The organism is Mesorhizobium sp. FG116 (genome assembly GCF_057809835.1).
This window is the reverse complement of record NZ_JBMDKS010000002.1, coordinates 260,403-272,011: the sequence shown is the minus strand read 5'-3', so window position 1 is coordinate 272,011 and position 11,609 is coordinate 260,403. Positions and strand designations below refer to the sequence as shown.

Below are 11,609 nucleotides of genomic sequence, written 5' to 3'. Positions count from 1 at the left end.
CTTGCACCCAAGGCTCCTATGGTACATGAACGCGCCAACCATAAAAGCCTGCGCCGCAGCGGGCCGTCTGTTCCTTGAGAGTTTCATGTCCGAAAAGGTCGTCACTCGCTTCGCCCCCTCGCCCACCGGCTTCCTGCACATCGGTGGCGCGCGCACGGCGCTGTTCAACTGGCTCTATTCGCAGCACACCGGCGGAACGATGCTTTTGCGCATCGAAGACACCGACCGCGAGCGCTCCACCGAGGCCGCCACCGCCGCCATCATCGAAGGTCTCACCTGGCTCGGCATGACCTGGCAGGGCGAGCCGGTCTCGCAGTTCGAGCGCGCGCCGCGCCATCGCGAAGTCGCGGAAGAACTGGTCCGTCTCGGCAAGGCCTACTACTGCTACGCCACCCCTGCCGAGCTTGAAGAAATGCGCGAGAAGGCCCGCGCCGAAGGCCGTCCGCCGCGCTATGACGGCCGCTGGCGCGATCGCGATCCGTCCGAAGCGCCGAAAGGCGTTGCCGGCGCCATCCGCATCAAGGCTCCTTCCGAGGGCGAAACCATCGTTCACGATCTCGTGCAGGGCGAAGTGCGCTTCCCCAACAAGGATCTCGACGATTTCATCATCCTGCGCTCCGACGGCAATCCCACCTACATGCATGCCGTGGTGGTGGACGATCACGACATGGGCGTCACCAACATCATCCGCGGCGACGACCACCTCACCAACGCCGCGCGCCAGACCGTCATCTACAACGCCATGGGCTGGGCCGTGCCGAAAATGGCGCATATCCCCCTCATCCATGGTGCCGATGGTGCAAAACTCTCCAAGCGCCATGGCGCGCTCGGCGTCGAGGCCTACCGCGCCATGGGCTACCTGCCCGAGGCCCTGCTCAACTACCTTGCCCGTCTCGGCTGGAGCCATGGCGACGACGAGGTGATGTCGATTGCCGACATGATTTCCTGGTTCGACATCAAGGACGTCAACAAGGGTGCGGCCCGCTTCGATTTCGCCAAGCTGGAGGCCCTGAACGGCACCCACATGCGCGCCATGGACGATGCCAGGCTGACCGAAATCTTCCTCGCCACCCTGCCGCATCTGCCGGATGGCGAAGCACTTGCAGGCCGTTTCGACGATGCCGCCAAGTCAAGGCTGCTCGCCGCTATGTCCGGCCTGAAAGAGCGGGCCAAGACCTTGATTGAACTTGCCGACAGCACCTATTTCTTGATAGCGGATCGTCCGCTGCAATTCGATGAAAAGGCTGCGTCCATTCTCGACGCCGGCGCCAAGAAGGTCCTTGGAGACATCCTTCCCCTGTTCAAGGCGCTGACGGAGTGGAGCGCGTCCTCGACCGAGGGTGCGGTTCGCATCTACGCGGAGGAGCAAGGGTTGAAATTGGGCAAGGTTGCACAACCGCTGCGCGCTGCTTTGACCGGCAGAAGCACCTCTCCGGGCGTCTTCGACGTGCTGGCCGTGCTCGGACGCGACGAGAGCCTGGCGCGCATCGCCGATCAAATCGATTAGGATTTCTGGACCAAGAAGAATGGCATTGAAAGCGTCGTTTTGCGGTGCAACATTAGCAACTGGACTAATTGGCCTGACCCCGCGTCAAGGCTGCAATTTCGAACACCCCCCTGTTTTCGGATATTGCGTCGCAGGATGATTTTTGCCGTACGGGCACGAGGAATAATAAGGAGTTTGCAATGACCGGATCGACCGCAAAACTGGAGCTTGGTGGCAAAACTCACGAACTCAAGGTGCGAAGTGGCTCGGTCGGTCCAGACGTCGTGGATATAGGTGCGCTTTATGCCACCACCGGCGCCTTCACCTACGACCCGGGCTTCACTTCTACCGCATCTTGCGAATCCGGCATTACCTTCATTGACGGCGATGCCGGCGTCCTGCTCCATCGCGGCTACCCGATCGACCAGCTTGCCGAACACGGCGACTTCCTCGAAGTCTGCTACCTTCTTCTCTACGGCGAGCTGCCCACCAAGGCCCAGAAGGACGATTTCGACTACCGCATCACGCGCCACACCATGGTGCACGAGCAGATGTCGAAATTCTTCTCCGGTTTCCGCCGCGACGCCCACCCGATGGCCGTCATGTGCGGCGTCGTCGGCGCGATGTCGGCATTCTACCACGACTCCACCGACATCTCGGACCCGTACCAGCGCATGGTCGCCTCCATGCGCCTCATCGCCAAGATGCCGACCCTCGCCGCCATGGCCTTCAAGTACCACATCGGCCAGCCGTTCATTTACCCGAAGAACGACCTCAACTTCGCGGCCAACTTCCTGCACATGTGCTTTGCGGTGCCGTGCGAGGAATATAAGGTCAACCCGGTTCTGGCGCGCGCCATGGAACGCATCTTCATCCTGCATGCCGACCATGAGCAGAACGCCTCGACCTCGACCGTGCGCCTTGCCGGTTCGTCGGGCGCCAACCCGTTCGCCTGCATCGCGGCCGGCATTGCCTGCCTCTGGGGCCCGGCGCATGGCGGCGCCAACGAGGCCGCGCTCAACATGTTGAGCGAAATCGGCCATGTCGATCACATTCCCGAATTCATCGCCCGCGCCAAGGACAAGAACGATCCGTTCCGCCTCATGGGCTTCGGCCACCGCGTCTACAAGAACTACGATCCGCGCGCCAAGATCATGCAGAAGACGGCGCACGAGGTTCTCGGCGAACTCGGCATCAAGGACGATCCGCTGCTCGACATCGCGATGGAACTTGAGAAGATCGCGCTGACCGACGAATATTTCATCGAAAAGAAGCTTTACCCGAACGTCGATTTCTATTCGGGCATCACGCTCAAGGCCCTCGGCTTCCCCACCACCATGTTCACCGTTCTGTTCGCCGTTGCGCGCACGGTCGGCTGGATCGCACAGTGGAAGGAAATGATCGAGGATCCGCACCAGAAGATCGGCCGCCCGCGCCAGCTCTATACCGGCGCAACCGATCGCGATTACGTTCCGATCGCCAAGCGCTGATTGGTTCTAATCACGGACAAGGGCGCCTGAGGCGCCCTTTTTCTTGGCAGCGAAGCGGCCGAAAAAAAAGTTCATTTTTCTGCGGAACCATTCCTTCCTTGCCGCATTATCCCGGTGTCGAAGCATTTCGACGGAGCAATCCGAAGAAGAGCTGACGACAACAAGGACGCCTCCCACACATTAAGCGGTGCGGGAGGCGTTCTTTTTTGACGCTTTGTCCAGTGTCCGTGCTTCGTCTCCAGGTTTTGAAAATCGGCGGAACCGAAGCCGCCCCGCCCCGTTTGTCTTGGCACGTTCAACCCAGGAGATGCGCGACATGGTGAACAAGGATCAGGTGGCCGGCGTGGCCAAGCAGGTGAAGGGTTCGGTCAAGGAAGCCGCCGGGAAGGCAACCGGCAACAAGCGCACGCAGGCGGAAGGCACGGCGGAAAAGGTCGCCGGCAAGGTTCAGAAGGCCTATGGCGACGTGAAGGAAAAAGTGAAGAAGGCGCTTTAGCCTGATCAAAAAGGCGGCTCAGGCCGCCTTTTTCATGCCAGCGGCTTGCTGAAGGCGGTGGTGAAGTTAACCCCGCCCTTGTCGTCAGCCGCCTCGCCCAGCACCACGTCCATCGCTTCGTTGGTTATCCGCACCATTGCGAAGCCACCCATGTAGGCGGCCTTGGGCTTGAACAGGTCGAGTTTGCCCCGGCGGTAGATCATCGGTGTTTCATGCTGGTGGCCGTGGAATATCCCAACCACATTGTAGCCGCTCAGCGTGTCGATGAGCGCCTCCCGCTCGGCTTCGCGCCACCAATGCGGCGCGCCGCTGCCCTCATCGTCAAAGGTCTTCTTGGCCGGGTCCCAATTCTCGATTGAAAACGTGTCCCAGCCATAGTGCTGGAACAGAACCACCGGCTTGCCGTCGCCGGCGCAGGTCGCCAGATCCTGCTTCAGCCACGGCAGCCCGCTGACCGCGCCATGCCCGATGTCGCCGGCAAAACGATGCGTCTGCACGAGGTGAAGGCCACCCCAATCCCATGAATAGCAATCTGAATCGGCATCATAGTTCGTTGCCGGCACCGCCGGCTTGAAGAACACGCCGGGGCGGTGGTTGACCTCGATATAATCGCGCAGCTCGCGTCGATACCAATCGACATGCGGCGGCGGCCCGTTCTGGTCGAGATCGTGATTGCCGAGCCCCGCATAGACCGGAACATGCACGCGGTCCGGCCCCATGCCTTGCTGGTAGCGCTGGCTGAATTGCAGCAGTTGCGTGCCTTCGCTGGGCTGCGTCACCTGCCCGCCGCCGTCGTCGGTCATGTCGCCGCCGACCACAAGCCCGAGCGGCGTTCCGACACGCTTGCCGGCGGAGCGAAGCGCGGTCGCGACGCCACCGATCTCGGCCGGCCAGTCCTTGTCGCCCAGGCCGTTCAGCGCTGCGATATTGCGTAGCAGGGCAGCGTCAGTCTTGCCCTCCTGCTGGCAGTTGGGACTTAGCCCGCTCGCCATCCGGCAAGCGTGAACGTCGCAGACGAACAGAAACGTCGCATCTATCGGCGCAACCGCCACTGTTGCCTGCTGCGCTCTTGCGTAGCGGCCAAGCCCACCGACCGCGCCAAGGCTTGCCATTCCGGCAAGTACCCGCCGCCGCGTCGCCCATGCTCTGGTCTTCGGGTCCATCATGACCGGCAGTTCAACACACCCGCAGCCAACTCGTCCAGAACGGTTCAAGCACCGTCTCAACTTCGTCATTCACCACTTGTGCAAGGCACTTCGCCGTCCGCTCAACCAACACGCAACCTCTCCGCTTCGTCATCCCGGAATTCTCTTTCGAGCAAAGCGAGAAAGGAATGTCCGGGATCCATTCCGTGACATCGGGGCAGTGCAAAAACGCCTCAGAATGTGGATTGGTTTGGAACCGATATTAACCCAACCCCTTGTTCCCACTCACCTTCGCAAAAAACTCGCACTCCACTTTTCCCCACCCTCCCCACCTCCCCCATACTCAGCCCCATCGCCCTTGCGGGAGACCTGGTGCGCACCGGGTATCAGGGAGGGGCGACGGTGCCGGATTGGTCGCATAACGGTGTGCGGCTGGGTGATGAACCCCTAAGTTCGGCCCTCGAACCGGGCATCGTGTTGCCGGCGGTTACTCGCCGCATGGCCGTTGCACCGGTTGAGGGAAGCCACCGGACGGGCGGCCGCAAGGCCGCACTAATCTACTAAACGAGCGACCGAACGGCCGCCCGTCCTCCCGACCTCTCAACAGCCAGGGCCGACAGGCAGCGTGGCAAGAAAAGCCGTGTCCGGCCTTCAACCGATTTGGTTGGCTTTGCCCCTCAATCTTCGCTTGAAGCGCGTGGGGCAACACGATACGCCCCTCGCAACTGTTGGACACATGCAGGAGACCGGCACAGTGAGCGCTGAAAAGACCAGAACCGAAACCGATACATTCGGCCCGATCGAAGTGGCCTCGGACCGCTATTGGGGCGCGCAGGCGCAGCGTTCGCTCGGCAACTTCAGGATCGGCTGGGAAAAGCAGCCTGCCTCCATCGTCCGCGCGCTTGGCATCGTCAAGCGTGCCGCCGCCGAAGCCAACATGGCGCTCAATCGCCTCGACCCCAAGCTCGGTGAAACCATCGTCACCGCCGCCCAGGAAGTCATCGACGGCAAGCTCGACGACCACTTTCCGCTGGTGGTCTGGCAGACCGGTTCCGGCACCCAGTCCAACATGAACGCCAACGAGGTGATCTCCAACCGCGCCATCGAACTGCTCGGCGGCGTCATGGGCTCCAAGAAGCCCGTGCATCCCAACGATCACGTCAATATGAGCCAGTCGTCCAACGATACCTATCCAACGGCCATGCACGTCGCCGCCGCGGAGCGCATCGTTCATGACCTGCTGCCCGCGCTGAAGCATCTGCACGCCGCGCTCGATGCCAAGGCCAAGGCCTTCGACCACATCGTCAAGATCGGCCGCACCCACACGCAGGATGCGACCCCACTTACCCTCGGCCAGGAATTCTCGGGCTACGCCGCGCAGGTCGCCTCCTCGATCAAGCGCATCGAGCTCACCCTGCCCGGCCTGTGCGAACTGGCGCAGGGCGGCACCGCCGTCGGCACCGGCCTCAACGCACCTGTCGGCTTTGCTGAGAAGGTGGCCGACCGCATCGCGGCCATCACCGGCATCGACTTCAAGACCGCGCCCAACAAGTTCGAAGCGCTGGCCGCACACGATTCCATGGTGTTCTCGCACGGCGCCATCAACGCCACCGCCGCCGCGCTGTTCAAGATCGCCAATGACATCCGCTTCCTCGGCTCCGGCCCCCGCTCCGGCCTTGGCGAGCTGTCCCTGCCCGAGAACGAGCCCGGCTCGTCGATCATGCCGGGCAAGGTCAACCCGACCCAGTGCGAAGCGCTCACTCAGGTCTGCGTGCAGGTGTTCGGCAACAATGCCGCGCTCACCTTTGCCGGCAGCCAAGGCCATTTCGAACTCAACGTCTACAATCCGCTGATGGCCTACAACTTCCTCCAGTCGGTCAAGCTGCTCGCCGACGCCGCCATCTCGTTTACCGACAACTGCGTCGTCGGCATCGAGGCTCGCGAAGACAACATCAAGGCAGCACTCGAACGTTCGCTGATGCTCGTAACCGCCCTTGCCCCCACCATCGGCTACGACAACGCGGCCAAGATCGCCAAGACCGCCCACAAGAAAGGCACCACTTTGCGCGAGGAAGCCGTTGGCGGCGGTTACGTCAGCGAGGCCGATTTCGACCGTCTCGTTAGGCCGGAGGACATGACGCATCCCGGCTGACAATTCTCATCGGTGAACAATGTGTCGCCGGATAGGCATCTTTGGTGAACGATCGATTCCGTCTATGTAGGCGGCATCGATCATCCCCCCGGAGACTTTGCCATGTCCATCAACACTTCCACCGCCGGCGCTCCCGCCGCTTCCAATTCCTCGGTCGCGATCCTCGTCGGTCGCATCCTGCTTTCCATCCTCTTCATCCTGTCCGGCTTTGCCAAGCTGACCGCGATTTCCGGCACCGCCGGATGGTTCGGTTCCATCGGCCTGCCGCTGCCGACCGTCACCGCAGTCGTCGTCGGCCTTGTTGAACTCCTGGGTGGCCTCGCCATCCTCGTCGGCTTCAAGACCCGCATCGCTGCCATCCTGCTCGCCGTCTTCACGCTTGCGGCCACTGCAATCGCCCACCTCGACTTCGCCGATCAGATGCAGGTCCTGATGCTGCAGAAGAACCTCGGCCTCGTCGGCGGCTTCCTGCTGCTCGCTGCAGTCGGTGCCGGCTCCATCTCGATCGATGGACGTCGCAGCTAAAAATTCCTACCGATCCCAACCTGGAGAGGGGCACGGAAGTTTCCGTGCCCCTTTTTCGTTGTGAATTTGTCCACACCAGTTGGACTGCTGATAGCATGAGCTGAAGGTCGTCACGCTGTCCGCGTGATCATGGAGGCAGCAACATGTCACGAAACCTTACGCTTCTTCTGGCACGTCTCCTCTTCGCCGCCCTGTTCATCCCCGCCGGTTTTCAAACGCTGGGTAACATCAGTGGCTCGACCGGCTACTTTGCCGGCCTAGGCTTGCCAGCGCCATCAATCATGGCGTGGGGCGTGGGTCTTTTCGAATTGATTTCCGGCTTGCTCATCCTGATCGGGTTTCAAACCCGTATCGCTTCCCTCGCCTTGGCCCTGTTTTGCCTGAGCGCCGCATTTATGGGTCACTACGGTCAGGGCGCCGGCGACCCCGTACTGATGTTCATGCACAAGCAGATGTTGATGAAGGACATAGCCATCGCCGGCGGGTTCCTAGCCCTTGCAATGGCTGGGGCCGGAGCCTTTTCGGTGGATTCTTGGCGCGGGTTGCGTGCTACTTGACCGCAACGCTCGGACCATCCTCGACGGCCAGGATCAGCTTGCGATTGAGAGTTTTCGCCAGTTGCGCCAACCGTCCGATGGGACGCTCGCCATAAAGGTCACCCAGCGAAGCCGGAATGACCAACGCCAGAACCCCGTTGCCACGGTTTTCCCATTTGAGCCTCGGGATGGCGCCGGGCATAGCCGCCGAAAGCAGGTAAACAACCCGCATCGTCGCCGCCAAAATACGTGCCCGCTCCAAAAGGCGGGGCGTCGCCAGCGAGCGGATTTCAGGCGACGATTCCTTGAACAGCCCTTCATGGCGAAACAGGCTGGTCAGCGCCAGATAGGCTCGTCCCGGATGGTCCACGCCGATGAACGACGCATGCGCAATGATGTTGAGCGATTGCGTGCCGCGATATTCAGGATGCGCCCGCCAGCCGATATCGGCCAGAAGGCAGGCGGCCTTTCGATACCGCACCTCGTCCTCGGTCTCATCGACCCCATAGGCAGCGAAGGCCTTGTCTGTCCATTCGGCCAGTTCCTGCGCGTGAGTGAACGAACGCGAACGCAACCTGGCCAATTCTTCGCAAGCCGAAAGCAGCGGATCGGCTTTCTGGTCGGCTCCTTTCAGCAGCGAATAAAGAAAGCCTTCGCGCACACCAACCGCAGAGATCACAATCTTTGCCGGTTTCATCGCTGCAAGGATTTCCTGTTGCACGATTGCGCCATAGGGCAACAAGGCGCGTCGAGCCTTCGACACGCCTTCGATCCCCTTGAACTTGTCGATGTCGCCTTTGGCGACCTGTTTGAGAAATGCAGCGGCACTATCTGCGCTGATCTCGTAATGGTGCATGACGCCGAGCGGATAGTTCGTCGTCTCCATATGCAGGCGGGCCAGGTTTCGCCAGGTCCCGCCCACGGCATAGAAGACGCGCCCCTGCCCGGCCTTGAGCAGCTTTGCTCGCGCCACTTCCAGCCGCGCGATCTTCACCGCCTGTGTCAGCGAATTTTTCGCCATGTCCTGCAAACGCAGGCCACCCAGCGGCAAGGTGATGCCATCGCCGATCACCTCGCTGTTGACGTCGATAAGTTCAAGGCTGCCGCCGCCAAGGTCACCGGCAATGCCATTTGCCGGATGGAAACCCGAAATCACGCCGAGAGCGGAGTAATAGGCCTCTTGCCTCCCGCTCAGCACCCGAACTTCGGTCTTGAGAACGTCCTCCGCGCGGCGGATAAAGTCCGGGCCGTTTCCGGCTTCTCGCGCGGCCGCAGTCGCCAGCACATAGATTTCCTCGGCACCCGCCTGATCGGAAAGGCCACGAAATCGCCTGAACTCTTCCATCGAGCGGGTGACCGCCTCCGGATCGAGCTTACCTGTCGAAACGATGCCGCGCCCAAGCCCGGCCAGCATCTTTTCGTTGAACAGGATAGTCGGCGAACGCGCCAGGCCTTCATAAACGACAAGTCGGATCGAATTCGATCCAATGTCGATGATCGAAACCGGCTTGCGGTCCTGAAGGCGCCCCTGGGATGCTGAAATCATCCGCCCGTCGCTACGTCGAGTTTTTTGCGGCGCTTGAACTGTGCAATGCGCTTGGGCGCGTGCGATTTCAGTGCGTCGCCCCGTCCCGACAGGCTCGGATTCGTCATGAAATATTCCTGCGCGTTGAACGGCTCCTCGCCCTCTTCCAGCGACACGCGCCTGGAGGTTCCATCTGCCAATACTTCGAAACTTTGCTGATTGTCCACAAGGTTGCCCAGCATGATCTGGCCAAGCACCTGTTCATGCACAGTCGGGTTCGTGATCGGCACCATGCACTCGACGCGGCGGTCGAGATTGCGCGGCATCAGGTCTGCCGAGCTGATGTAGATGATCGCTTCGTCGGATGGCAGGCCATGCCCGTTGCCGAAGCAGTAAATTCGGCTGTGCTCCAGGAAACGGCCGACGATCGACTTGACGCGGATATTTTCCGAAAGGCCGGGAACCTGAGGTCGCAGGCAACATATGCCGCGTACAACAAGGTCGATTTCCACTCCCGCACGACTGGCCTCATAGAGCGCATCGATAACGGAGGGATCTACGAGGGAGTTCATTTTCATCCAGATGCGCGCCGGCCGTCCATTGCGTGCATGCTCGACCTCGGTGGCGATATGGCCAAGGATGCGGCTGCGCAACGTGTAGGGCGACAATGCGATGGTCATCTCCTCCGCCGGTTCCGCATAGCCGGTGATGAAATTGAATATCTGAGCCACGTCGCGCGCAATCTGCGGATCGGTCGTAAAGAACGACAGATCGGTATAGATGCGCGCCGTAATCGGGTGATAGTTGCCCGTTCCAAGGTGCACGTAGTTGCGCAAGCGTCCGTCCTCGCGCCGCACCACGAGCGACATCTTCGCGTGGGTCTTCAGTTCCAGAAAGCCGAACACGACCTGCACGCCAGCGCGCTCAAGGTCGCGCGCCCAGCGGATATTCGCCTCCTCGTCAAAGCGCGCCTTGAGTTCCACCAGCGCAGTGACCGACTTCCCCGCCTCGGCGGCATCTATCAATGCGCGCACGATCGGGCTGTCATTGGAGGTGCGATAAAGCGTTTGCTTGATAGCTACGACTTCAGGGTCCGCGGCTGCTTGCCTCAGGAACTGAACGACCACATCGAACGATTCGTAGGGGTGGTGGACGACGATATCTTTTTCACGGATAGCCGCGAAACAGTCTCCGCCATGCTCGCGAATCCGCTCTGGAAAGCGCGGGTTGTAAGGGGTGAACTTGAGATCGTCGCGGGCAACCGCAACGATCTCCGCAATCTGGCTGAGTGCCAGCGGACCGTTGAGCACGCTGATTCGGTTGGCAGCAACACCCAGTTCGCCAGCCACGAAATCGCGCAGCTCTTCCGGCATCTTGCTGTCGAACTCGATACGGATCACCGACCCACGCCGCCGGCGCTTCAGAGCCGTCTCAAACAGGCGGACCAGATCTTCCGATTCCTCCTCGACCTCGATATCGCTGTCGCGAATGATCTGGAAAGTGCCCGATCCCTTGACCTCATAGCCTGGGAACAGCTTGCCGATGTAAATCGCAACCACCTCTTCCAGTGGAATGAAGCGAACATGGTTCTTGCGATCGGGCAAGCGAACATAGCGCTTCAGCGCGGGCGGAAGCCTCAAAAGAGCACTCATTTCCTCGCCTTCCTTGCGGTGGCGAAGCTGCAAGGCCATCGAGAAGCCGAGATTGGGAATGAAGGGAAATGGATGTGCCGGATCAATCGAAAGAGGCGTCAAGACCGGAAACACCTGCTCACGGAAATGCTCCTCGAGCCAAACGCGTTCTTCCTTGGTCAACGCATCGCTGGTGATGGTCTCGATACCTTCCTCGTTCAGCAGTTCCATCAATGCCGAAAGGCTTTTCTGCTGATCTTCCTGAAGGCGCTCGACCTCCCGCAGGATTTGTTCGAGCTGCTGTTCCGGAGTACGACCGTCGGGGCTTTTCAGTGCAATCTTCTCGCGCACCTGACCGGCCAGGCCGGCAACACGCACCATGAAGAACTCATCCAGGTTCGCCGCGGAAATCGACAAAAAGCGGATCCGCTCAAGCAATGGATGTCTCGGATTTTGCGACTCCTCGAGCACCCGACGATTGAACTGCAACCAGGAAAACTCGCGGTTGACGAACCGGTCCGGGTTACCGCTTTCCATCGGCGGGGCTTCGGTGGTGACGAATTCGGCTTGAACCGGCTTCAACTCGCTCATGTCCCTGTTTTCTCCAGCCCTGAACGCCGGTT

General features: G+C 60.7%; 9 protein-coding genes. 6 read left to right on the top strand and 3 right to left on the bottom strand.

The genetic code is table 11. The features are described from left to right. The first annotated feature begins 85 nt into the window (after positions 1-85). From gltX to ACODTY_RS03265, 3 genes are all read left to right on the top strand, one after another. On the top strand, positions 86-1,507 hold the full coding sequence (gene gltX, locus ACODTY_RS03275; RefSeq protein WP_488992846.1) for a glutamate--tRNA ligase: 1,422 nt from the start codon (positions 86-88) through the stop codon (positions 1,505-1,507). A gap of 179 nt (positions 1,508-1,686) precedes the next feature. After that, positions 1,687-2,976 (top strand): citrate synthase, encoded by a 1,290-nt coding sequence (gene gltA / locus ACODTY_RS03270; protein WP_056242388.1) that lies wholly within the window; start codon positions 1,687-1,689, stop codon positions 2,974-2,976. 307 nt (positions 2,977-3,283) lie between these two features. Then, positions 3,284-3,472, top strand: a complete 189-nt coding sequence (locus ACODTY_RS03265) for a CsbD family protein (protein ID WP_488992927.1) — start codon at positions 3,284-3,286, stop codon at positions 3,470-3,472. A gap of 32 nt (positions 3,473-3,504) precedes the next feature. On the opposite strand, the gene ACODTY_RS03260 is transcribed toward ACODTY_RS03265, so the two are convergent. Further along, on the bottom strand, positions 3,505-4,638 hold the full coding sequence (locus tag ACODTY_RS03260; RefSeq protein ID WP_488992845.1) for a metallophosphoesterase: 1,134 nt from the start codon (positions 4,636-4,638) through the stop codon (positions 3,505-3,507). A 733-nt stretch (positions 4,639-5,371) separates the two neighbouring features. Here ACODTY_RS03260 and fumC point away from each other — a divergent pair. The 3 genes from fumC to ACODTY_RS03245 all read left to right on the top strand — a co-directional run bounded on the left by fumC (position 5,372) and on the right by ACODTY_RS03245 (position 7,851). After that, positions 5,372-6,769 (top strand): class II fumarate hydratase, encoded by a 1,398-nt coding sequence (gene fumC / locus ACODTY_RS03255; protein WP_488992844.1) that lies wholly within the window; start codon positions 5,372-5,374, stop codon positions 6,767-6,769. A 102-nt stretch (positions 6,770-6,871) separates the two neighbouring features. Further along, positions 6,872-7,294 carry a DoxX family protein gene (locus tag ACODTY_RS03250; RefSeq protein ID WP_488992843.1) on the top strand — a complete coding sequence of 141 codons (423 nt, stop codon included), beginning with the start codon at positions 6,872-6,874 and terminating at the stop codon, positions 7,292-7,294. Positions 7,295-7,437: 143 nt separating this feature from the next. After that, positions 7,438-7,851, top strand: coding sequence for a DoxX family protein (locus tag ACODTY_RS03245; RefSeq protein ID WP_488992842.1), 414 nt, complete (start codon positions 7,438-7,440; stop codon positions 7,849-7,851). Here ACODTY_RS03245 and ppx read toward each other — a convergent pair. Together ppx and ACODTY_RS03235 are read right to left on the bottom strand one after the other, a co-directional pair. Next, positions 7,844-9,376 (bottom strand): exopolyphosphatase, encoded by a 1,533-nt coding sequence (ppx, locus tag ACODTY_RS03240; protein ID WP_488992841.1) that lies wholly within the window; start codon positions 9,374-9,376, stop codon positions 7,844-7,846. The two genes, ACODTY_RS03245 and ppx, sit on opposite strands and share 8 nt — an antisense overlap. Next, the gene (locus tag ACODTY_RS03235; RefSeq protein WP_488992840.1) at positions 9,373-11,577 is read right to left on the bottom strand and encodes an RNA degradosome polyphosphate kinase; all 2,205 of its coding nucleotides are present in this window, start codon (positions 11,575-11,577) and stop codon (positions 9,373-9,375) included. The genes ppx and ACODTY_RS03235 overlap by 4 nt, the downstream gene beginning before the upstream one ends. Positions 11,578-11,609 lie beyond the last annotated feature (32 nt).

Coding starts and splice junctions, on each gene's coding strand:
- gltX (WP_488992846.1), top strand. CDS start 86: ATGTCCGAAAAGGTCGTCACTCGCTTCGCCCCCTCGCCCACCGGCTTC.
- gltA (WP_056242388.1), top strand. CDS start 1,687: ATGACCGGATCGACCGCAAAACTGGAGCTTGGTGGCAAAACTCACGAA.
- ACODTY_RS03265 (WP_488992927.1), top strand. CDS start 3,284: ATGCGCGACATGGTGAACAAGGATCAGGTGGCCGGCGTGGCCAAGCAG.
- ACODTY_RS03260 (WP_488992845.1), bottom strand. CDS start 4,638: ATGATGGACCCGAAGACCAGAGCATGGGCGACGCGGCGGCGGGTACTT.
- ACODTY_RS03250 (WP_488992843.1), top strand. CDS start 6,872: ATGTCCATCAACACTTCCACCGCCGGCGCTCCCGCCGCTTCCAATTCC.
- ACODTY_RS03245 (WP_488992842.1), top strand. CDS start 7,438: ATGTCACGAAACCTTACGCTTCTTCTGGCACGTCTCCTCTTCGCCGCC.
- ppx (WP_488992841.1), bottom strand. CDS start 9,376: ATGATTTCAGCATCCCAGGGGCGCCTTCAGGACCGCAAGCCGGTTTCG.
- ACODTY_RS03235 (WP_488992840.1), bottom strand. CDS start 11,577: ATGAGCGAGTTGAAGCCGGTTCAAGCCGAATTCGTCACCACCGAAGCC.